Source organism: Flavobacteriales bacterium (assembly GCA_016779935.1).
In the GTDB taxonomy this organism is placed as follows: Bacteria; Bacteroidota; Bacteroidia; order Flavobacteriales; family UBA7312.
The window spans coordinates 61,413-82,676 of sequence record JADHMQ010000008.1 but is presented as its reverse complement, the minus strand read 5'-3'; the positions used below and the strand labels follow the sequence as shown (position 1 = coordinate 82,676).

At 35.8% G+C, this 21,264-nt stretch carries 21 protein-coding genes, 1 pseudogene and 1 riboswitch; of the genes and pseudogenes, 8 read left to right on the top strand and 14 right to left on the bottom strand.

Features of this window, described 5'->3' with window-relative positions; genetic code table 11:
* Window positions 1–3,651, top strand: a pseudogene (metH, locus tag ISP73_05550) (methionine synthase).
* Window positions 3,652–3,669: 18 nt separating this feature from the next.
* A complete protein-coding gene (gene metF / locus ISP73_05545; protein MBL6658049.1) occupies window positions 3,670–4,623 on the top strand; it encodes a methylenetetrahydrofolate reductase [NAD(P)H] in 954 nt (317 codons plus the stop codon).
* Here the strand turns inward: metF and ISP73_05540 are convergent.
* Together ISP73_05540 and ISP73_05535 are read right to left on the bottom strand one after the other, a co-directional pair.
* Window positions 4,620–5,315, bottom strand: a complete 696-nt coding sequence (locus ISP73_05540) for an ATP-binding cassette domain-containing protein (protein ID MBL6658048.1) — start codon at window positions 5,313–5,315, stop codon at window positions 4,620–4,622. The two genes, metF and ISP73_05540, sit on opposite strands and share 4 nt — an antisense overlap.
* Window positions 5,316–5,383: 68 nt before the next feature.
* Window positions 5,384–5,914: a hypothetical protein gene (locus tag ISP73_05535; GenBank protein ID MBL6658047.1), complete on the bottom strand. Its 531-nt coding sequence runs from the start codon at window positions 5,912–5,914 to the stop codon at window positions 5,384–5,386.
* 66 nt (window positions 5,915–5,980) lie between these two features.
* Here ISP73_05535 and rsgA point away from each other — a divergent pair, with 66 nt between their 5' ends.
* From rsgA to ISP73_05510, 5 genes are all read left to right on the top strand, one after another.
* Complete coding sequence (rsgA, locus tag ISP73_05530; GenBank protein ID MBL6658046.1) at window positions 5,981–6,913, top strand: ribosome small subunit-dependent GTPase A; 933 nt, start codon at window positions 5,981–5,983, stop codon at window positions 6,911–6,913.
* Window positions 6,910–7,362, top strand: coding sequence for a D-tyrosyl-tRNA(Tyr) deacylase (locus ISP73_05525; protein ID MBL6658045.1), 453 nt, complete (start codon window positions 6,910–6,912; stop codon window positions 7,360–7,362). Before rsgA ends, ISP73_05525 begins: the two co-directional genes overlap by 4 nt.
* Entirely contained in the window at window positions 7,362–7,685 is a 324-nt protein-coding gene (locus ISP73_05520; protein MBL6658044.1) for a nucleotide pyrophosphohydrolase, read from the top strand. The genes ISP73_05525 and ISP73_05520 overlap by 1 nt, the downstream gene beginning before the upstream one ends.
* Before the next feature lie 150 nt (window positions 7,686–7,835).
* The gene (locus ISP73_05515) at window positions 7,836–8,207 is read left to right on the top strand and encodes a hypothetical protein (protein ID MBL6658043.1); all 372 of its coding nucleotides are present in this window, start codon (window positions 7,836–7,838) and stop codon (window positions 8,205–8,207) included.
* A gap of 1 nt (window position 8,208) precedes the next feature.
* Complete coding sequence (locus ISP73_05510; protein ID MBL6658042.1) at window positions 8,209–8,616, top strand: hypothetical protein; 408 nt, start codon at window positions 8,209–8,211, stop codon at window positions 8,614–8,616.
* A gap of 8 nt (window positions 8,617–8,624) precedes the next feature.
* Here ISP73_05510 and bioB read toward each other — a convergent pair whose 3' ends face one another.
* The 7 genes from bioB to ISP73_05475 form a co-directional block, all read right to left on the bottom strand.
* Complete coding sequence (bioB, locus tag ISP73_05505) at window positions 8,625–9,710, bottom strand: biotin synthase BioB (protein MBL6658041.1); 1,086 nt, start codon at window positions 9,708–9,710, stop codon at window positions 8,625–8,627.
* A 31-nt stretch (window positions 9,711–9,741) separates the two neighbouring features.
* Window positions 9,742–10,908 (bottom strand): beta-ketoacyl synthase, encoded by a 1,167-nt coding sequence (locus ISP73_05500; GenBank protein MBL6658040.1) that lies wholly within the window; start codon window positions 10,906–10,908, stop codon window positions 9,742–9,744.
* A gap of 15 nt (window positions 10,909–10,923) precedes the next feature.
* A complete protein-coding gene (gene bioA / locus ISP73_05495) occupies window positions 10,924–12,189 on the bottom strand; it encodes an adenosylmethionine--8-amino-7-oxononanoate transaminase (GenBank protein MBL6658039.1) in 1,266 nt (421 codons plus the stop codon).
* Entirely contained in the window at window positions 12,189–12,800 is a 612-nt protein-coding gene (bioD, locus tag ISP73_05490; protein ID MBL6658038.1) for a dethiobiotin synthase, read from the bottom strand. Before bioD ends, bioA begins: the two co-directional genes overlap by 1 nt.
* The gene (locus ISP73_05485) at window positions 12,797–13,861 is read right to left on the bottom strand and encodes a pyridoxal phosphate-dependent aminotransferase family protein (protein MBL6658037.1); all 1,065 of its coding nucleotides are present in this window, start codon (window positions 13,859–13,861) and stop codon (window positions 12,797–12,799) included. Before ISP73_05485 ends, bioD begins: the two co-directional genes overlap by 4 nt.
* A 72-nt stretch (window positions 13,862–13,933) precedes the next feature.
* Window positions 13,934–14,170: an ATP synthase F1 subunit epsilon gene (atpC, locus tag ISP73_05480; protein ID MBL6658036.1), complete on the bottom strand. Its 237-nt coding sequence runs from the start codon at window positions 14,168–14,170 to the stop codon at window positions 13,934–13,936.
* Between the two features lie 9 nt (window positions 14,171–14,179).
* Window positions 14,180–15,688 carry a F0F1 ATP synthase subunit beta gene (locus ISP73_05475; GenBank protein ID MBL6658035.1) on the bottom strand — a complete coding sequence of 503 codons (1,509 nt, stop codon included), beginning with the start codon at window positions 15,686–15,688 and terminating at the stop codon, window positions 14,180–14,182.
* A gap of 143 nt (window positions 15,689–15,831) precedes the next feature.
* On the opposite strand from ISP73_05475, the gene ISP73_05470 reads away from it, so the two are divergent.
* On the top strand, window positions 15,832–16,758 hold the full coding sequence (locus ISP73_05470; GenBank protein ID MBL6658034.1) for a bifunctional riboflavin kinase/FAD synthetase: 927 nt from the start codon (window positions 15,832–15,834) through the stop codon (window positions 16,756–16,758).
* A gap of 56 nt (window positions 16,759–16,814) precedes the next feature.
* Here ISP73_05470 and ISP73_05465 read toward each other — a convergent pair whose 3' ends face one another.
* The 5 genes from ISP73_05465 to ISP73_05445 form a co-directional block, all read right to left on the bottom strand.
* Window positions 16,815–19,019: a TonB-dependent receptor gene (locus tag ISP73_05465; GenBank protein MBL6658033.1), complete on the bottom strand. Its 2,205-nt coding sequence runs from the start codon at window positions 19,017–19,019 to the stop codon at window positions 16,815–16,817.
* Window positions 19,020–19,072: 53 nt separating this feature from the next.
* Window positions 19,073–19,163, bottom strand: a riboswitch (TPP riboswitch).
* 24 nt (window positions 19,164–19,187) lie between these two features.
* Window positions 19,188–19,691 carry an ATP-binding protein gene (locus tag ISP73_05460; protein MBL6658032.1) on the bottom strand — a complete coding sequence of 168 codons (504 nt, stop codon included), beginning with the start codon at window positions 19,689–19,691 and terminating at the stop codon, window positions 19,188–19,190.
* Between the two features lie 2 nt (window positions 19,692–19,693).
* Window positions 19,694–19,954, bottom strand: coding sequence for a hypothetical protein (locus ISP73_05455; GenBank protein ID MBL6658031.1), 261 nt, complete (start codon window positions 19,952–19,954; stop codon window positions 19,694–19,696).
* Window positions 19,938–20,705 (bottom strand): geranylgeranylglyceryl/heptaprenylglyceryl phosphate synthase, encoded by a 768-nt coding sequence (locus ISP73_05450; GenBank protein ID MBL6658030.1) that lies wholly within the window; start codon window positions 20,703–20,705, stop codon window positions 19,938–19,940. The genes ISP73_05455 and ISP73_05450 overlap by 17 nt, the downstream gene beginning before the upstream one ends.
* A gap of 14 nt (window positions 20,706–20,719) precedes the next feature.
* Window positions 20,720–21,259 carry a 4'-phosphopantetheinyl transferase superfamily protein gene (locus tag ISP73_05445; GenBank protein MBL6658029.1) on the bottom strand — a complete coding sequence of 180 codons (540 nt, stop codon included), beginning with the start codon at window positions 21,257–21,259 and terminating at the stop codon, window positions 20,720–20,722.
* Window positions 21,260–21,264 lie beyond the last annotated feature (5 nt).

Genomic DNA, 21,264 nt, shown 5'->3' with positions numbered 1-21,264 from the left:
ATGGAATTTACTCTAGAAAATTTACTTCAAAAACGCATACTTGTTCTCGATGGTGCTATGGGAACAATGATACAACGCCATGATTTACAAGAGTCTGATTTTAGAGGTCAACGTTTTAAAAATCACCCTTGTAGTCTGAAAGGCAATAATGATTTGCTCTCAATCACCAGGCCAGATATTATTAAAGGTATTCACGCTGAATATTTTAAGGCAGGGGCAGATATTGTGGAAACAAATACCTTTAGTGGAACAATCATTGCCCAAGCCGATTATCAGTTAGAAGATAGCGTTTATGACATTAACTTTCAGTCAGCTAAAATTGCTAAAGAGGTAGCTTTAGAATTTACAGCCAATGAGCCTCACAAACCTCGATTTGTAGCAGGAGCTATTGGTCCAACCAATCGAACAGCATCCTTGTCACCGGATGTAAATAACCCAGCTTATAGGGCCATAACTTTTAATCAGCTCAAAGAAGCGTATGCTTTGCAAATTAATGCTCTAATGGATGGTGGAGTTGATATAATTTTGGTAGAAACCGTCTTTGACACCCTCAATTGTAAAGCAGCATTATTCGCTATTGAAGAAATATTTGAGCAAAGAAATAAACGCTTGCCCATTATGGTGTCTGGAACTATTACCGATGCTAGTGGTCGCACACTTTCAGGGCAAACAGCTGAAGCCTTTTTAAATTCCATTTCTCATATTCCCTTACTATCGGTTGGTTTTAATTGTGCATTAGGTGCATCAGCGATGAAACCTCATGTCAAAGACTTGTCTAGGAATTCCAATTTTTATGTCAGTGCATACCCCAATGCAGGACTGCCTAACGAAATGGGGGGCTATGATGAATCGCCTGATGCTATGGCACTTCAGTTGGAGGATTTTGTGAAAGATGGGCTTGTCAATATAGTAGGGGGTTGTTGTGGCACTACACCAGAGCACATTAAAGCCTTTGCGCAAATGGTTCTAAAGTATACCCCGCGGAAGAAAAAGGAACAAGCGCCAAATCTAAAGTTAAGCGGTCTTGAAGCTTTGACATACACCACTGAGACTAACTTTTTAAATATCGGCGAGCGCACAAATGTGACGGGATCTCCTCGATTTAGAAAACTCATCAAGGCTGACGATTACTAGACGGCTTTGTCGGTAGCTAGACAACAAGTTGAAGCAGGAGCTCAAGTTATAGACATTAATATGGATGATGGTTTAATTGACGGTCAAAACGCCATGGTGCATTTTCTTAATCTCATAGCTTCTGAACCCGACATTTGTAAAGTGCCCATTATGATAGATTCTTCTAAATGGGAGATTATAGAGGTGGCCTTACAATGTATTCAAGGGAAGGGTATTGTCAATTCTATATCCTTGAAAGATGGTGAAAAAACATTCATTGAACGAGCCAGATTAATCAAACGATATGGAGCGGCAGTTATCGTTATGGCTTTTGATGAGCAGGGTCAAGCCGATAACTACCAGCGTAGGATAGAAATTTGTCAACGCGCTTACACTTTATTAACGGAACAAGTAGATTTTCCACCACAAGACATCATCTTTGATCCAAACATTCTCACTGTTGCTACAGGACTAGATGAACATAACAATTATGCACTTGATTTTATTAATGCTACCCAATGGATTAAAGACAACTTACCGCTAGCTAAAGTTAGTGGAGGAGTCAGTAACATATCTTTTTCCTTCAGAGGCAACAATACCGTTAGAGAGGCTATGCACTCTGCTTTTTTGTTTCATGCTATCAAAGCGGGTTTAGATATGGGCATTGTAAATGCAGGCATGATAGAGGTTTATGAAGAAATCCCTAAAGAATTATTAGAAAGGGTAGAAGCCGTTCTTCTCAATAAAAGTAGCGATGCAACGGAGAAACTCTTAGAGTTTGCCGAGACGGTAAAAGACCAAAAGAAAGTAGTTAAAGTCAATAATTTAGAATGGCGAAAAAAATCGGTAGAAGACCGTTTGCAACATGCTCTCATTAACGGTTGGATAGAATATATAGACGAAGATGCAGAAGAAGCTAGACAAAAGTTAGGTCAACCCTTAGACGTTATTGAAGGGCCACTAATGGACGGTATGAATGTAGTTGGTGACTTGTTCGGAAGTGGTAAAATGTTCTTGCCACAGGTAGTCAAAAGTGCAAGAGTAATGAAAAAAGCCGTTGCCATTTTAGAACCCTATATGTCTAAAGCAAATAGTCTATCGACAAAAGCGGGAAAGGTTTTATTAGCAACCGTCAAAGGGGATGTCCATGATATTGGTAAGAATATTGTAGGTGTGGTGTTGGCATGTAATAACTATGAGGTGATTGATTTAGGCGTAATGGTGCCAATGGAAAAAATATTAGAGGAAGCCCAAAAGCAGCAAGTAGATATTATTGGATTAAGTGGATTGATTACACCTTCATTGGATGAGATGGTGCACATAGCTAAAGAGATGAAAAATAAGAATATTAATATTCCTTTGCTCGTTGGCGGTGCTACTACATCTAGGGTACATACTGCTGTTAAAATTGCACCTCATAACGAAAAAGTAGTTCATGTGATAGATGCTTCGCGTTCTGTAACAGTTGCTAATCAAGTTATGCAAGCCGAGTATTTTGATGGTATTTCTAAAGAATATACAGCATTGAGGGAAAATTATTTGCAACGAAAAACACAAAAATCGTATTTGTCAATACAGGAAGCACGTAAAAATAAACTATCTATTGAATGGCGTGAGGAAGACTTATACAAACCTAAAAAGTTAGGGGTTGAGATTTTCGAGGAAATTAAAATTGATAGTTTAATTCCGTTTATTGATTGGACACCCTTTTTTCAGTCGTGGGAGCTACATGGCAAATTCCCGCAGCTTTTGGAAGATGAGGTCATTGGATTACAAGTGCAAGACTTGTTTGCTGATGCTCAAACGATGTTGAAGCAAATAGTTTCGGAAAAATGGCTTCAAGTCAAAGCGGTAATAGGTATTTGGGCAGCGAATAGTGAAGAGGACGACATTCATTTGTACCACGATGATAGCAGAAAGCGATCATTAGCAACAATTCAAACACTAAGGCAACAAACTCAAAAATCAGCTCAAGCCAATAACCTAGCCTTAGCCGATTTCATTGCCCCTCAAAGCACTAATTTAGCCGATTATTTAGGAGCTTTTGTCTGTACAGCTGGCTTAGGAATAGAAAAACATCTTACTCGTTTCGAAGAGGAAAATGACGATTATTCATCCATCATGCTAAAGGCATTAGCCGATAGATTAGCTGAAGCATGTACCGAATTTATGCACCATAAAGTCAGAACAGAGTATTGGGGCTATTCTTCCAATGAAAGCTTAGACAATGAAAGTTTAATCAAAGAACACTATCAAGGTATTCGACCGGCGCCAGGCTATCCAGCTTGTCCAGACCACACCCAAAAGGAAACGATTTTCAAACTGTTGAATGCTCAAAAAAACATAGGTGTTTCCTTGACTGAAAGTCTAGCTATGTATCCTTCCGCATCGGTCAGTGGATTATATTTTTCACACCCTCAATCCAAGTATTTTGGTTTGGGAAAAATTCAAAAAGATCAAATAAAAAGTTTAGCACAGCGAAAAGGAACTAGCGTTGAAGTAGAAGAAAAATGGTTAGCTCCAAACTTAGCGTATTAATACAAAACAAAGATTAAAATGAAGATTACAGACTATTTAGAACAGGCTCAAGAGACCTTATTTTCTTTTGAAATATTACCTCCTTTAAAGGGGCAGGGAATACAGTCTATTTTTGATTCCATTGATCCTCTCATGGAATTTAAGCCACCATTTATTGATGTGACCTATCACAGAGAAGAACACATCTACAAGACAAAACCCAATGGCTTATTGCAAAGGCGAGCAGTACGCAAGCGACCAGGAACAGTAGGGATATGTGCGGCTATTATGAATAAATATCAGGTGGATACCGTTCCTCATATTATTTGTGGAGGCTTCAACAAGGAAGAAACAGAAAATGCACTCATTGACTTAAACTTTTTAGGAATAGATAATGTTTTGGTTTTGCGTGGTGATCCCATCAAATCCGAAACCTATTTTAAAGCTGAGGTCGATGGTCATTCCTATGCCAGTGAATTATTACAGCAGGTTTCTAACCTAAATAAAGGGATTTTGTTAGAGCCAGAGTTGGCACAAGATTACAAAACAAATTTTTGTATTGGTGTGGCTGGTTATCCAGAAAAACATTTTGAAGCACCCAATATGAAAACAGATTTACAGTATTTGAAGCAAAAAGTAGATTTAGGTGCTGAGTATATTGTTACACAATTATTTTTTGACAATTCCAAGTACTTTGACTTTGTAAAACAATGCAGAGAGATGGGAATTGTCGTTCCTATTATACCAGGAATAAAACCCATTTATACTAAAAAGCAATTGACTGTATTGCCACAGCGATTTTATATGGATATTCCATCAGAATTGTCTGAAGGTGTAATGAAATGCAAAGACAATAAAGAAGTTCGTCAGTTTGGTGTAGAATGGGCCATAGAGCAATGCAAAGAGTTGAAAGCCAGTGGAGCACCCTGTTTGCATTTTTATACTATGGGGAATTCGGATAATATTTATAAGATAGCTTCGGAATTATTTTAAGCCGTAAGTTCTTGAAAATAAGATTCTAAATCAACTTTATTTTCTTTTAAAGTGGATAACATTTCATCGGCGACTATTTTACCATTGTTAATGATGATAACACGGTTGCACATTTTTTCAACTTCTTGCATAATGTGAGTCGAAAGCATAACAGTTTTATCTTTGCCACTTTCTTTGATGAGGTTTCTTATTTCAACCAACTGATTGGGGTCTAAGCCTGTGGTAGGTTCGTCCAAAATAAGCACTTCAGGATTATGAATTAAAGCGGCCGCTAATCCTACTCGCTGTCTGTATCCTTTGGATAATTGCCCAATTTTTTTGTGTTGTTCTGGGATTAAACCAGTTAACTCAATCATCTCTTGGACGCGGTCTTTTGGACAAGAATAAATATCTGCAATAAAAGCAAGATATTCTTTAATATACATTTCCAAATAAAGGGGGTTATGCTCTGGCAAATAGCCAACTTTTTGGCGTATTGCAATAGAATCTTCTTCTACATTTTCGGCACATACTTTAACATGGCCTTGATCAGCATTCAGATAAGTCGTAATAATTTTCATTAAGGTGGATTTTCCAGCACCATTGGGGCCAAGAAAACCAACAATTTCTCCTTTTTTAACCTCAAATGAAACGGATTCTAGAGCTGCTTGTTCGCCATAGTATTTGCTTACTTCTTTAACTTCAATAGACATAGTGCGAAGATAAGCCAATTGACTTAATTTTTTATCACTCCAAAACGAATCATTTCATCGTAACTTAACTAATGGATAGAATCCGCTTTGGCTGCGCGCAGCGTAAACCAGTAAAAAGAACTGTCCATTTCTATGGTTTTATAAAAATCTAGAAACAGAAAGTGCAAGCTATCCCCTCTAGGAAAATAAACACCATCAGTAGTGCCATCCCTCCAAGAATGAACGCCTAATTTAGCACCTTCTTCTACATGTCTTTTGTCGCCTGCAAGAAAAAAATCTACCCCTCCAGACGCAATAATGGATTGGGAGGACGCATAAGTATTTAGCTTTTTTTGGTGAATCAAATAACAGGATTTTATGTTGTATTCATCGTCAACGGAGCCAGGGACATCTTCAAGGCATAAGGTCGATAAATGAGGATTTTTATGAATAATTTTCTCTAACCTATGATGAGCTTTTTTGCCGAGTAGTCCATTCACAAATGCGGTATCGTTACTTATTTCGAATTGGGCAGATTTTTCGCCATATCGTACATAATGACAGATTTCGCACTGACTGAACAAAACACTTAGGGCAATTAGAAATAACAGCTTTTTCATGGTTTTTAATTTCATTTCAAATATACGAAAAGGGAATAGACAAATAAGATGGTTATATTTGTCACAATGCAAGGAACAGTCATAAAATCTACCGGGAGTTGGTATATCGTAAAGACGGAGGAAGGTCAATTATTGAATTGTCGTATCCGTGGAAAGTTTCGAATGCAAGATATTAAAAGCACCAATCCTATTGTTGTTGGAGATAAGGTGTTGTTGAGTCAAGAGGAAGAGTCTTTTCTTATTGATGAGTTATACGATAGAAAAAATATTATAGTTCGTAAATCAGTAAATCTGTCCAAGCAAACCCACATTATTGCTTCAAATATTGACCAAGCTATACTGATGGTAAGCATGAAAAGCCCACTAACTTCAACAGGTTTTATTGATCGTTTTTTGGTGTCAGCACAAGCCTATGGAGTTGAGGTTGTTATATTTTTTAATAAAGTTGATTTGTATGACGAGCCTATTTTAGTTCAATTAGAAGAGCGGCGTTCAGTCTATGAAAAAATAGGTTATCGCTGTTTCACTAAAAGTATCCTTAATGATGATTTGTCCGATGTAAAAGCATTCATGAAAGGGAAGGTAAATGTGATTTCTGGTCACTCCGGAGTCGGTAAGTCTACCTTATTAAATAAGATACAACCGGACTTGAATATCCATACTCAAGAGGTGTCCGAGCAACATCAGCAAGGGCAACACACCACTACCTTTTCTGAGATGCACGACTTAGAATTCGGAGCTTCTATTATTGATACACCTGGTGTTAGAGGTTTCGGATTGATTGAAATGGATAAGTACGAATTAGGTGATTATTTTATCGAGTTTTTTAAGCTTAAGTCGGAATGTAAGTTCAATAATTGTTTGCATATCAATGAACCTAATTGTGCTATTAAATTAGCCCTTGAAAATGGCGAGATAGCAGCTTCTCGATATAAGAATTACCTCAGTATGCTGGAGCAAGACGATGAAAGTTTTAGAGTAAACCGTTATGAGCAATGAGGGTAGTTATTCAAAGAGTTTCTGAGGCATCAGTAAGTATTGAGGGTCAAATACACAGTCAAATACAGTACGGTTTACTGATTCTTTTGGGAATAGAGAATGAAGACGATTCATCAGACGCTGAATGGCTATCTAAAAAAATAGCTAATCTTCGTATTTTCTCTGATGAAAATGGTCAAATGAATAAATCCATAATTGATGTTCAAGGGGAGGTATTGGTGGTTAGTCAGTTTACTTTACACGCCAAAACCAAGAAAGGTAATCGCCCTTCTTTTATTGAGGCAGCACGGCCAGAACAAGCTATTCCTCTTTATGAAAACTTTGTTAAACGATTAAGTTTGGATGCTCAAAGTCAAGTTTTGACTGGTCAATTTGGCGCAAATATGCAAGTTAGACTGTGTAATGATGGACCAGTTACAATATTAATCGATTCAAAAAATAAAGAATAATGCCAATAGAACAATTACAACAAGAGGTAGATAAGTGGATTAAACAATATGGTGTTCGTTATTTCAATGAGTTAACTAATATGGCTATTCTTTCTGAAGAAGTGGGTGAGGTAGCTCGAGTTATAGCTCGTCAGTATGGGGAACAATCGATTAAAGAAAGCGATAATACTGATTTGGGTGAAGAGTTGGCAGATGTTCTTTTTGTTGTTTTGTGTTTGGCGAATCAAACGGGCACGAATTTGCAAGATGCATTTGATAAAAAACTTAAAATAAAAACAGAAAGAGATGCTAATCGGCACACAAATAATTCCAAGTTGAAATAATTATCTATATTTGGTATATATTTCCTTAAATGAAATGTACATGAATACTTATTTAATACCGCTTAATAGCTTTCTATTTTATTTGTCTTCTATTTTACTTTTTTGAAATATTTTTAGTTTACTTTAAGTGTAATTTTTAAACCTTAATTCATGAAAGACATTGTATCGTTTAATTATTCTATTCGTTTTAGGATAGTATTTTCTCTATTAACATTTGGTTTTTTATTAGCATTTCTTTTATCAAAGCAATCCCTAATTATGTTGATGATTTTTCTAAACATGGTATACATTAATGTTATGTATTTTAACACACCTGCCTTGTCAATTGCTGATGGTAAAATACATCAACATTCTTTTAATTCTACTACATTATTTATTGAAAATCTCGAAGAAATTATTGATGAAGATAAAACAATTACTTTATTGACTTCTGATGACAAAATGATTGTAAATAAATTTTTATTTGATGAAAAATCAAGATTGAAGTTGGAAGAATTTTGCGAAAAAATATTGGTAAAATAAGATGAGTGAAATCGTAATTTATTATTCCAAAGTTTATAGATTTTGGTGGTCTATTATTTTTGCGTCAATTGCACTAATTTATTTGCTAATTTTTATTTTTTTGAGCTTAGAGATACATTATGTTTTTCATATCATCTCAGCTATCTATTTTAGTTTATTGACATGGGCTACATATAAACCGTATTTAAAAATTAAAGATGGTAAAATATGGACTACATCTTGTTTATTTAATTCTTTTAAAGAGAGAGATTTAAAAGAGGTTATTATAAATAATAAAAATTATATATTCAAACTAAAGCACTATCGCTTTATTGTTGGAGTCCAATTTATGGATGAAGAGGATAATATCAAATTGAAAAAATTCTTGAGAGAAAAAAATATTTTAATAGAGCCAGCTTCCTTATTCTAGAAAGTCAATTAACTTCTTAGTGCCTTAGCCTTTTCTTTGGCTTTTTCGTTTCTTTCAATGGTATGTGTTGGTCTTTTCCACTTTATATTTCCTTTAGTTGAAAGACATTTTTTATAATTATCATTTGTTATTGGCTGATCACCATCGACAAATGGTGCTTTTGGAGTAATACCTAAAATATCAAACAGTTTCATATCTTGGTTAATGTCAGGATTTGGAGTGGTAAGCAATTTGTCGCCAGCAAAGATAGATGAAGCACCTGACATAAAACATAAGGCTTGTCCTTCATCTGACATTTCTGTTCTACCAGCCGATAGCCTTACAACAGACTCCGGCATTACAATTCGTGTAGTAGCTACCATACGAACCATTTCCCAGATGGAAACAGTTTCTTGGTCTTCTAAGGGAGTGCCTTCAACAGCTACTAAAGCGTTAATTGGAACCGATTTAGGTTGTGGATTCATATTGGCTAAAGTCAAGAGCATTCCGCATCTGTCCTCAGCAGATTCGCCCATTCCAATAATTCCGCCAGAACAAACACTTATTCCAGCTTTGGAAGCATTTTCAATTGTTTTAACTCTATCGTCAAATTCACGTGTTGAGATAATTTCTTTGTAGTGTTCTTTCGAAGTATCCAAGTTGTGGTTATAAGCATACAGCCCAGCATCAGCTAGTCGTTGAGCTTGTTCTTCAGTCATCATGCCTAAAGTACAACACACTTCCATATCAAGACCATTAACAGTCTGTACCATTTCAAGAACTTGGTCAAACTCTTCATTATTTTGAATATTTCTCCAAGCTGCTCCCATACACAATCGAGATGATCCATTAGCTTTTGCTCTTAGAGCTTGAGCTTTCACATGTGAAACACTCATTAAGTCGTTAGTTTCAATATCCGTGTGATACCTTGCAGCTTGTGGACAATAGCCACAATCTTCTGAACATCCGCCAGTTTTAATAGAGAGGAGAGTGCTAATTTGAACTTCCAATGGATTGTGATGTTGACGGTGAGTTTGAGCAGCTTCAAAAATCAACTCCATTAAGGGCTTTTTATAGATTTCTAAAATCTTATCGATTGTCCAGCTATTATTCATAATCGTTGAATTTATATAACAAATATAGTTTTTAATCTGTCTTTTTAACTATGATGCTTACAGCATTTCCGCCAAATCCTACGGCATTGATAAGTATAGTTTTTGGCATGCTTTTTTCTTGAGTAACTTCCGTTTGATATGGGAATTTTATTAGGCGTTTTCGATTAAGCATTTCTACAGCCAAATCTAAACTTAAGCCACCAGATGCTCCAAAAGTATGTCCGCTTTGGTGTTTAGTGCTTATTAAATGTGGAGTGTTCGATCCAAATACAGATTTAATGGCTTTGTATTCGGATTCATCACCTTTTATAGTTCCAGGTGCATGCATAACAATTGCATCAACTGTTTTTAGTTCACTGTCAAATAGAGCCATTTCCATGCTTTTTCGTAAACAGTGAGCATCTGCTGATAAAGAGGCAGGGTGTTCTATCTTTTCTGTAGCATAGCCTAAGCCTATTATCTTAGCTAAGTGTTGTTGTCCATTGTCGGCTTCTAAACAAAATGCACTTGCACCTTCACCAAGGACCATATTGTTTTTAGTATTTCCCTTTTTCATTGGGCTACAATACCATTCAGATGTATTTTTACTGTAAATACTCAAGGATCTCATTTGAGAAATAGTAAAGTCGGTAAGCGGTGCTTCAGTTCCTCCAGCAATAAATTTATCAGTCATTCCACTTTTTATCCATACACAAGCGTTTAAAATGGAGTGAAGTGCTGTACTACAAGTAATAGAATGTGTTAGTGTAGCCCCATTAGAAGCAAAATCAAAAGCCATCCAGGATGAAATATTTCCTAATGTGGTAGTCGGAGATACTAGTGGAGAAATTCTCTTTTTTGGAGAGTTGATAAAGTGTTCGTGATATTTTTCAAATAATTGTGTTGCTCCTCTTGACGAGCCCATATTGATGCCGACTCTTGAAAGGTCAGACCATTTGGATTTAGACAAGGCGTCTCTGCCTACTAAAATTGCCATCAATACACTTTTATCTAATCTTCTGTAGTGCGGGTCTTCTTTTCTTAAATTATCAATCAGTAATTGTGTTTTTTCTTGTAATCTGCCAGTTGGTGTATCCATATCATTAAAGCAACATATAGATAAGCAAGTCGATTCTCTTTGATAATTCTTCCATACTTCATCACTTTCATGCCCCAAAGCGGATAAGCTAGATTTTGATGTGATAAGTATTGATTGCATAGCTCAAAGATACGACTATTCAACTTTTTCTAAAGCTGAAAGAATGCTTTTGTAAACCTTTTTTAATTCCGATTCTTTGATGCAGTAGGGAGGGATAGTATAAATAACATTTCCTAGAGGACGTAGAATAACACCTTCTTCAATAAAATGATTGTAAAGCATATTTTTCACATTGCTTGAGTAGCCTGTTTCTGAAGTATGAATATCCATTGCAAGAATAGTACCGGTTTGTCTGATGTTTTTTAGCATTGGATGATTTTGTATTGTCAACGCAAAGGCTTTGTGTTGTTCTGAAATGTGGGTAATACTATTTTGACATTCTTGTTTTTCTAGTAACTCTAAACTTGCTATGGCAGCCGTGCATCCAATCGGGTTAGCAGTGAAGGAATGACCATGTAAAAATGCTTTACTTAGTGAATCGTCTAAAAAAGACGAGTAAATTTCATTAGAACAAGTGGTAATAGAAAGGGGGAGTGTTCCGCCAGTAAGACTCTTGGATAAACACATGAAATCTACTTGTTCTTTTAGCTGGTTACAAGCGAAAACTGTTCCCGTTCTGCCAAAGCCAGTCATTACTTCATCTGCAATGCAAAGAACATTGTATTCTCTACAAAGACTAATCATTTTGTCTAGAGTGGAAGCGGAATACATTCTCATTCCAGAAGCACCTTGAACAAGAGGTTCAAAAATAAAGCATGCTACATTTCCATTTTCTAGTTCTTTCTTTAGAGCCGATAGTGTTTTTTCTTCATCAGAAGGAAAAGGCAGGTGGTTTACTGAAAATAAATAATCCTCAAAGGGTTGAGAAAAGATACTCTTAGCTCCTGCAGACATTGCACCAAAAGTTTCGCCATGATAACCACCTTCCAGTGCAAGTATTCGTTGTCTTTTCTCTCCTTTATTTTTCCAATACTGAATGCTCATTTTTAAAGCTATCTCTATAGCTGAAGAGCCATCTCCCGAGAAGAAAAACTTATGTTGATTATCTGGTAAATGGCGACTCAGTTTTTCGCAGAGGTCAGTAGCAGGTTTGTGCGTAAAGCCAGCAAATAGAACATGCTCTAATTCTAAAAGTTGTTCACTTATTTTTTTTGCAATATAAGGATGAGAATGTCCATGAACATTTACCCACCATGAAGAAATAGCGTCAATATATTCTTTGCCATTCTCGTCGAATAATAAAGTGCCTTTTCCCTTAACAATTGGAATGGGAGTAGGTGCAGTTTTCATTTGAGTGAAAGGGTGCCAAATATATTTTTTATCGTTTTTGGAAATACTCATTAGAACACTGCTTTTAATTGTTCAGCAATTTCTTTTATACTTGATTGGTCAACAGTTTCTAATAATGGAATTCTACCTAAACAGTGTAATCCGCTTTTTGATAAAATAATATGCTCAGTATCACTGTTTTCATCACCGTTAAAAAGAATGCCTTTAATAGGGATATTTCTACTTTTTAACGCTTCTATGCTTAGTAATGTATGATTTATACTTCCCAAATAATGTTGGCTAATTAATATGACTTCAACATTTAATTCTTTAATCAAATCTATTATACATCCTTCATTATTAAGTGGTACAAGAAGACCTCCAGCACCTTCAATTATAAGTGGTCTACTAGTCTCAGGGAGTTGACATTCAGATATATTTATTGTTATATTTTCAGCTTGAGCAGCTGCGTGGGGTGACATAGCCAGTTTTAATCGGAAACACTCTGGATGAAATTCACTTTTAGTATTAGAGATTAAATCACTTACTTTTTGGCTGTCAGTATATTCCAATTCGCCCGCTTGTATAGGTTTCCAGTAATTGGCCTCAAGAGCTTCTACCAATATTGCAGAAGCAATAGTTTTGCCAATTTCGGTTCCTATTCCTGTAACAAAGTACTTCATGCCGATTTATTAATTAGTTCACACAATAGTTTTATTTCTTCTTTAGTATTGAAGGAGTGGAGACAAATCCGTATTCTTTCCAAGCCTTTGCCCACTGTAGGATGGAGGATTGGTCTAACATCGAAATTACTTAGCTGTAAGTTTTCGGCAAACTGTTTTGTATTTTCATTACCTCCAATTACAATACACTGTATAGCTGATTTACTCTCAATTAAGTTAGGGTGTTTGCAGAGGTTTCTAAACAATTTTATGTTTTCATGTAATTCCTTTCTGTTGGCTGATGATAATTTATCATATGCCCATTCAATACGCTTTATAGAATGAGGAGAGAGAGCGGTTGTGTAAATAAATGGTCTTGAAAAATTTATTAAGTAATCGATAAGAATTTTATTTCCAACAACAGCAGCACCATGACTCCCTAACGCTTTGCCATAAGTGTAGATGCGTGCAAAACACTCTATTTTGTCGGTAAGACCTTGACCATTTTCTCCAAATACACCAAGTGCATGAGCTTCGTCAACAATGAGTTTTGCATTATGTTCTTGACAAATTTCTGAAATGATTTCTAGATTAGAAAAATCACCATCCATAGAGTAAACACTTTCGACAACAACAAAAATAGTTCCGCTAGCGTGTTTAATTTTTTTTTGTAGATGATTGGTATCGTTATGTCTGAATGAAAAGCTTCTGGCATTACCCAGTTTTATTCCGTCTCTTATGGATGCATGGCATAATTGGTCGTATAGAATAGTATCGTCTTTTTGAGGGACTGATGATAGTAGTCCTAAATTCGCGTTATATCCGGAATTGAACAGTAAAGCCGATTCTACATTGTGGAATTCTGCAATTTTTTGTTCTATTTTCTCATGAAGTTTGGAGTTGCCACTAATCAATCTGCTTCCAGTTGAGCCAGATTTTTCTGTGCTATTCCACTCTTCGTTTGAAAAGCCTAAATAGTCATTAGAACAGAAGTCAACTTTTGTTGTGGAAACAATCAACTGTCTTAAGGCCTTGTTATTCTGTCTTTCGACAATTTTATTTAGAAGTTTATCCTCTAGCATAACAGTTCAAATATAGCACAAAAAAAAAGGTTACTATCGCAACCTTTTTTAATTGTTTAGATTGGTATTGTTCTAGTCGGCTAGTACAATAACTTTATTGTTTTGCATTTCAATCACACCGCCATTAATTTGATAGTGTTCAGTTTTATTATTTGTGTCAATGACTCTCACTTCACCTTTTGTTAATGAAGAAATGATTGGTGCGTGATTGTTCAAAATTTCAAACCTACCAGTAACGCCTGGAAGTTGAACTGAAGTAACCTCGCCTTCAAATACTTTCTTTTCTGGTGTGATGATTTCCAATTGCATAGTCAAAAATTATTTTGCTTCAGCTAACATTTTTTCTCCCTTCTCTTTCGCCTCTTCGATGGTTCCAACAAGGTTAAAAGCAGCTTCAGGGTACTGATCCATCTCACCGTCCATAATCATGTTGAATCCTTTAATAGTGTCTTGGATGTCAACTAACACACCTTTAAGACCTGTAAATTGTTCAGCTACATGGAAAGGTTGAGATAAGAAACGCTGGACACGACGTGCTCTAGATACTGCTAGTTTGTCGTCATCAGAAAGTTCTTCCATACCAAGAATTGCAATAATATCTTGAAGCTCTTTGTAGCGTTGTAAAAGCATTTTTACTCTTTGTGCACAGTCGTAATGTTCGTCACCTACAACATCAGGAGACAAAATTCTTGATGTAGAATCTAATGGATCTACCGCAGGGTAAATACCTAATTCTGCAATCTTACGAGAAAGTACTGTAGTTGCATCTAAGTGAGCAAAGGTTGTAGCAGGAGCAGGGTCAGTTAAGTCATCCGCAGGAACATATACTGCTTGTACAGAAGTAATAGAACCATTTTTAGTTGATGTTATACGCTCTTGCATTGTTCCCATTTCAGTGGCTAATGTTGGTTGGTAACCTACTGCTGATGGCATACGACCTAATAGTGCCGACACCTCTGAACCAGCCTGTGTAAATCGGAAAATATTATCAACAAAGAATAAAACGTCACGTCCTTTTCCTTGACCGTCACCATCACGGAAGTATTCTGCAAGTGTAAGTCCAGAAAGTGCAACACGAGCACGTGCTCCTGGAGGCTCATTCATCTGACCAAATACGAAAGAAGCTTTTGAGTCGCCCATTTTTGAAGCGTCTACTTTAGATAAGTCCCATCCGCCTTCTTCCATAGAGTGTAAGAAGTCTTCACCGTAATCGATAATTCCAGACTCTAACATCTCTCTTAATAAATCGTTTCCTTCACGAGTTCTTTCTCCTACACCAGCAAATACGGATAGTCCACCGTGCCCTTTTGCAATGTTGTTAATTAACTCTTGGATAAGTACAGTTTTACCTACACCTGCACCACCAAATAGACCAATTTTACCGCCTTTAGCGTATGGTTCAATAAGGTCAATTACTTTAATACCGGTATATAATACTTCAGTAGAAGTTGAAAGGTCTTCAAATTTTGGAGCTTCTCTGTGAATAGGTAGTCCATTTTCTCTATCTAAATCGTCCATGCCGTCGATGGCATCGCCAATTACGTTAAATACACGGCCTTTAATGTGTTCTCCAGTTGGCATTTTAATTGGCGATCCAGTTGCAACAACTTCAATGCCTCTTTTTAATCCATCTGTAGAGTCCATTGAGATAGCACGCACTGTGTCTTCTCCAATATGTTGTTGGCACTCTAAAACCAGTTTTGTACCGTTCTCTTTTGTGATTTCTAGAGAATCGTAAATATCTGGTAATCCTGTTTCGTTATTTTCAAAAGTAACATCGACAACTGGGCCAATGATTTGAGAAATTTTACCTTTGCTTTTTGACATCTTTTTTATACTTAATGTAGGTTTTAATTCCGAATAATTTTGGGCAAATTTACACGAATTATTTAGTATGTCGCAAAGATTTAATCAATAAATTAATTGCTACTTTTGAACAAGGTTTTAACATTTATAATAAAAGCTAAAATTTGAAAATTTATCATTCTATTTCTGATTTTAAAAACGTAGCTCGTCCCATTCTTACAACAGGAACATTTGACGGTGTACATTTTGGTCATAAAACGATAATTAATAGATTAAAAGAAATTGCTAAAGAAGAAAATGGTGAAACCGTTTTACTTACCTTTTCTCCCCATCCAAGGATGGTGCTTTTTCCTGATGATCATCAGTTGCAATTGATTAATACTTTGGATGAAAAGATTAGTCTTCTCGAAAATGCAGGTATAGATCATTTGATTATTCATCCTTTTACCAAAGCGTTTTCTAGAATAAAATCAATGAATTTTGTGCGTGATATTATTGTGAATCAGATTAACACTCACAAGCTTGTGATTGGTTATAACCACCATTTTGGAAGAAATAGAGAAGGCTCTTTCGAGCATCTTAAAGAATTTTCCCATTTATATGGTTTTGAGGTAGAAGAAATTCCCGCTCAGCTTCTTGATGAAGTGAGTGTGAGTTCAACCAAAATTAGAAAGGCTTTACTTTTTGGCAATGTTTCAAAAGCTCATGATTATTTAGGTTATTATTATCAATTAGAAGGAACTGTTGTTAAGGGTAAAGAAATCGGAAGAACTATTGATTTTCCTACTGCCAATTTGAATATTTCTGACAATACAAAGCTCGTTCCTAAAGACGGAGTATATGCAGTCAAGGTAAGTTTTGACGGCAAACTTATGGATGGAATGATGAATATTGGTAAAAACCCTACTCTTGGAGTGAATGAACGTTCATTAGAAGTGCATATCTTTAATTTCGATGAAGACTTATATGGGCTGAAGCTACAAATAAAATTTGTTGAACGCTTGAGGGAGGAAATGACCTTTAAAAATATAGATAGTTTAAAAAAACAATTACTTATTGATAAGCAACTTGCTATTCAAGAGTTAAAATAAAAGGCAATAAAAAAGCCGTCGATTTTCGACGGCTTTTTTATTGTTTTTTGAGCAGTTTAGAAACCCAAAGTAAGTCCTAATAAGAAGTTTCGTTTTGCTTGTGGAAAATAGCCCACCATATCGTAACCGCCTTCGCTATTTGCAGAAACGAAAGCATCATCTGGTCTTGGGTCGTAACCATCCGATTTAAATCGGTAGATCCATGCGTTGTTGACGTAGTTCTCATCCAGTAAATTATTTACTTGGAGACTTAGTCTGGCTTTTTTGAAAAACGAGCTGTTGATGTTCCAAATAAAACGACCGTGGTGAACTAAATAGGCGTCTAATTTTCTATCTTGACTCGATGTATTGTCAATGTATTGCTCGTCAACATATTTGGAAATTAGTTGAATTCCCATTCTGTCATTAAATTGATAATTAAATTTACTTGCCCAAATTAGCTCTGGAGAAAAAGCAATATTAGTGTTCTCGTATTCAATTTTTTCTTGTCCCCATGTGTCCCAATTGTCTACATATTCGGTGTAGTTTGCAATTGTATTTTCACTGAATGAGATGTTTCCTGACCAGTCAATTTTACTGTTCAGCTTAACCCCCCCTTCAATTTCTATCCCTTTTCGTTCAGAGTAATCAACATTTTCTCTTGTGTATTCGCCTACATCGTTTATTTTTCCTGTTAAAATGAGCTGATTTTCATATATCATATAGTAGGCGTTAGCTGATAAAGTGAAGTTTTTCTTTGAGATTTTGTAGCCAAGTTCAGTGTCGTAAAGTGTTTCATGAACTGGCCTTGAATTTGGTGAAGAATCTACAAAGTCACTTCGATTAGGTTCTCTATTAGCAACGGCAAAAGATGCAAAAATACTCTTGGAGTCATCCAGCTGATAAAATGCGCCAAATTTTGGATTAAAGAAATCAAAATTGACAGTATCTTCTAAGGAAGCTCCATTATCATCTTTGCCAATGAAAGAATAATCAATATAGCGTTTTTGTAAATCTCCGAATAATGAAAGTTCTTCACTGTATTTATAAAGAGCTTTAGCATATACATTCAAGTCTGTTTTTATAGCATCATTATCATAATATATATGGTCAATATATCCATTACTTGCATATTCTGCCCATCTTACAACACCGTAGTGTCTACCTTCATAGGTGTTCCAGCCTCCACCAATTGTATACTCTAAATTGTCAATGCTGTTTTGGTATGAAAATACGGTTCCGTAAAAGTCATTATCGAGCCATTTTCTTCTAATTAAATTTGTGCTTGTAATAGTGTCGCTTCCAACGATAACGTTATTTAAGCCATAATCTGTAAAGTCTTCGCCTTTCTTGTATTGCTCATAATACCCTCTTCCTTTTGTGAAATGTAGTCCAAGATTAAATGATGCAGAGGGGCTCAACTGTTTGTTGTAATGCATCATGTAGTGGTCTTGCCAATAGTTATCGGTTTCATTTTCATAGGTGTAGCTGTTGAAAGTCCTAAGGCTATCATCATTAATGTAAGATAGAGGTACACCATTCCAGGCTTGATAGGTTTTTTCCTTTCCTGAAATTAATGTGAGCTTTAGAACCTCATCATTTCCGAAGTAAGCACCAGAAAGGTACAGTGATTTTAAGTCAGAAGTGGCTCTATCAATATATCCGTCAGAGGAGAGTTTTGAAAGACGTCCGTCTAGTGTAAATTTATTGGCCAAAAGACCAGAGCCAAACTCTACATTGTTTTTCAGTGTATTGTAAGACCCAATACTATTATTGGTAGTGGCGTAGGCTGTTGGGCGTAGCTTTTGAGTCCTAAGGTTTACCGTTGCACCAAAAGCACCCGCACCATTGGTTGACGTTCCAACACCTCTTTGGATTTGAATGTCTTCAACAGATGAAGTAAAGTCCGGCATATTAACCCACCATACTCCTTGAGATTCTGCGTCGTTTAGAGGAATACCATCTATGGTTACATTTATTCTAGTGGGGTCGCTACCACGCACTCTAAAACCTGTGTATCCAATGCCTGCGCCTGCGTCTGAAGTGGTTACAATAGATGGTGTCAGTGATAGCATGTATGGAATATCCTGTCCTAAATTTTGTTCTTCCAACTGTTGTTGGTCAATATTTGAATAGGACATGGGTGTTTTTTCAGAAGCTCTTAACGCTCTGATGTTGACTTCTTCTAAGTCAGGATAAATAATTAAGGTATCTGATTCTTGGGCAGATAGCCATAAAGTCGAAGCTATGAAGCTTAGGCTTAAAATAGATTTGAATGTCATCTTTTTGATAGTTTTCGTTAAACACTACCACCAACACGGAGTTGCTGATGGATAATTATGTTAAACTCCCTTCCCTTCCAAGAATTACCTTGGCAGGTTCGATGGGTATAATCTCAGCCTTAGTAGGCACCCCGTAAAGACGAGGCAAATGTACTACTCTTTTGTAAATTATATATCCAATGATTGTAAAAAATCTATAGAATCTTGAAGACGATTTTCACCGCTAATTACTGTAAAAGATTTATTTAATTCTGTAAGTTCTATATTGTATGTGTCAAAAAGCTCTTGTCTATGGTTAGGATGCTCTCTTTGTCCGTCATTAATCCAAGGGATATCAATATCGCAAAGTAGATAGTAATCGTAATGACGCTTTTCTATTTGTTTAAGAATCCACGGGTTGCATTGTCCATACTTAAACTCACTCCAGACCTTACAAACGATAAGGTCGGTGTCTAAAAAAAGGTATTTGTTGTTGGCTATTGCATTGTCCTCTAGTTCAATTTGTTTTTGTGCAATAGTGAGGATGTCATCTTCTTTATAATTACCGTTTAGGTTATCAATATATTCTCTAGCATACTCCCTTACATATGCTGTATTGAAATGATTGGCAAGTGCTTTAGTTAGGGTGCTTTTTCCGGTGCATTCTGGACCAATGATGACAATTTTTTTCATCACTAAAAGGATGGTTTTTCTTTCAAGTCGGAGTTAACTACTTTTAATGTAAACACCACTTTTTCATTGTTCAGAAAGCTACTTTTCATCTCTGTATTTACAGCATGCATAACATTATCATACTCTCCAAAGATTTGAGTACTCATCCCATTAGTTTCAATAATAATAAATGGGTAAGTACGTAGTTTTTTAATGAATTGGATAATTGAAGTTTCGTAGTTTCTATCCAAAGGATACATGCTTATTTCAACCGAGGACTTCATTCTTCACTGAAGAATTAAATTCATAAATAGATTGTGCTATTTCTTCCAGAATATGTGGTTGTTTTTCAATGCTGTTCCCTACTACAATTAAGTCTGCACCTGCTTTGCAATTAGCTATAGCCTTTTCAGCATTACAAATGCCGCCTCCAATGATTATTGGAGTATTGACAGATTGTCTGACCATTTTAATCATAGATTCAGAAATGGGCTTTGTTGCCCCGCTACCACCATCCATGAAGATTAGCTTTAAACCTAAAAGTTCACCAGCCATAGCAGTGCATGCTGCCACATCATTTTTTTCATGTGGGATAGGGGTAGTATTACTCATGTATGAAACAGTTGTTGGATTGCCACTATCAATTAGCATATAGCCTGTTGGTAGGACCTCCAATTTTGATGCTTTTAATATAGGGGCAGTAATGACTTGCTTGCCAATTAACATGTCGGCATTTCTACCAGAAATTAAGGATAAAAACAAAATGCCATCAGCATTTTCATTTACCTGCATTGTGTTGCCAGGGAAAATAACAACTGGTATATTACAATTCGATTTGATAGTTCTGATAGAATCGTTCATACTATCACTTGTAAGTAAGCTTCCGCCGATAAAAAATAAATCAACTTTTGCTTTTACTGCTCTATCAACCAACTCAGATAATTCATTTTGATTTTGTTTGTCTGGGTCAATTAGAACGGCAAATAGTTTTTTGCCCTTTGCTTTGTTTGATGATATGAAATCGTAAATTTTCATAAATGCAAATGTAGTTAATCAAAATAATACACTAACCAATGGTTTTCGAATTTTTCATAAGTTAGAGTAAATTTCTGGTTAAATATATAACATTCAATTTTACTTTCTTTAATGAATTCGATGCTCAAGTCAGTTGAAAAAGTTACCCCCCTTTCTTTGTGAATCTTATAAAGGCATTCTTTTGCTGACCAAAATAAAGTAGCTTTTTCAGAATCATTTACTTTGCTAAGTTCTTGTTTATTAAGAAATTTTGGTGCTACTTTAAGTGCTTTTTCGTTTATGTGTTCCATATCAATAGATGCAGACTTGTTTGAAATAATCACTGCAATAAAATTCTTTGAGTGAGAAATTGATATGGCTTTTCCGTTTGAAAGTAATGGAGCGCCAAATTTATCGTGACTCAATTGATAATATGGAAAGAGAATACTGATGATTTTTCTTGAAGCAAATACTTCCTTTTCCCTTTTTGAAATACCGCTTGGAGAAAGGGTATCAATTGCAGCAATTACAAGTTGATAATCGTTGGTTTTTCTATTAACTAAAAAATCGTCCATTGAGT

Bases quoted from the DNA above. Each gene is read 5' to 3' on its own strand.
- metF (MBL6658049.1), top strand. From the start codon at position 3,670: ATGAAGATTACAGACTATTTAGAACAGGCTCAAGAGACCTTATTTTCT.
- ISP73_05540 (MBL6658048.1), bottom strand. From the start codon at position 5,315: ATGTCTATTGAAGTTAAAGAAGTAAGCAAATACTATGGCGAACAAGCA.
- ISP73_05535 (MBL6658047.1), bottom strand. From the start codon at position 5,914: ATGAAAAAGCTGTTATTTCTAATTGCCCTAAGTGTTTTGTTCAGTCAG.
- rsgA (MBL6658046.1), top strand. From the start codon at position 5,981: ATGCAAGGAACAGTCATAAAATCTACCGGGAGTTGGTATATCGTAAAG.
- ISP73_05525 (MBL6658045.1), top strand. From the start codon at position 6,910: ATGAGGGTAGTTATTCAAAGAGTTTCTGAGGCATCAGTAAGTATTGAG.
- ISP73_05520 (MBL6658044.1), top strand. From the start codon at position 7,362: ATGCCAATAGAACAATTACAACAAGAGGTAGATAAGTGGATTAAACAA.
- ISP73_05515 (MBL6658043.1), top strand. From the start codon at position 7,836: ATGAAAGACATTGTATCGTTTAATTATTCTATTCGTTTTAGGATAGTA.
- ISP73_05510 (MBL6658042.1), top strand. From the start codon at position 8,209: ATGAGTGAAATCGTAATTTATTATTCCAAAGTTTATAGATTTTGGTGG.
- bioB (MBL6658041.1), bottom strand. From the start codon at position 9,710: ATGAATAATAGCTGGACAATCGATAAGATTTTAGAAATCTATAAAAAG.
- ISP73_05500 (MBL6658040.1), bottom strand. From the start codon at position 10,908: ATGCAATCAATACTTATCACATCAAAATCTAGCTTATCCGCTTTGGGG.
- bioA (MBL6658039.1), bottom strand. From the start codon at position 12,189: ATGAGTATTTCCAAAAACGATAAAAAATATATTTGGCACCCTTTCACT.
- bioD (MBL6658038.1), bottom strand. From the start codon at position 12,800: ATGAAGTACTTTGTTACAGGAATAGGAACCGAAATTGGCAAAACTATT.
- ISP73_05485 (MBL6658037.1), bottom strand. From the start codon at position 13,861: ATGCTAGAGGATAAACTTCTAAATAAAATTGTCGAAAGACAGAATAAC.
- atpC (MBL6658036.1), bottom strand. From the start codon at position 14,170: ATGCAATTGGAAATCATCACACCAGAAAAGAAAGTATTTGAAGGCGAG.
- ISP73_05475 (MBL6658035.1), bottom strand. From the start codon at position 15,688: ATGTCAAAAAGCAAAGGTAAAATTTCTCAAATCATTGGCCCAGTTGTC.
- ISP73_05465 (MBL6658033.1), bottom strand. From the start codon at position 19,019: ATGACATTCAAATCTATTTTAAGCCTAAGCTTCATAGCTTCGACTTTA.
- ISP73_05460 (MBL6658032.1), bottom strand. From the start codon at position 19,691: ATGAAAAAAATTGTCATCATTGGTCCAGAATGCACCGGAAAAAGCACC.
- ISP73_05455 (MBL6658031.1), bottom strand. From the start codon at position 19,954: ATGAAGTCCTCGGTTGAAATAAGCATGTATCCTTTGGATAGAAACTAC.
- ISP73_05450 (MBL6658030.1), bottom strand. From the start codon at position 20,705: ATGAAAATTTACGATTTCATATCATCAAACAAAGCAAAGGGCAAAAAA.
- ISP73_05445 (MBL6658029.1), bottom strand. From the start codon at position 21,259: ATGGACGATTTTTTAGTTAATAGAAAAACCAACGATTATCAACTTGTA.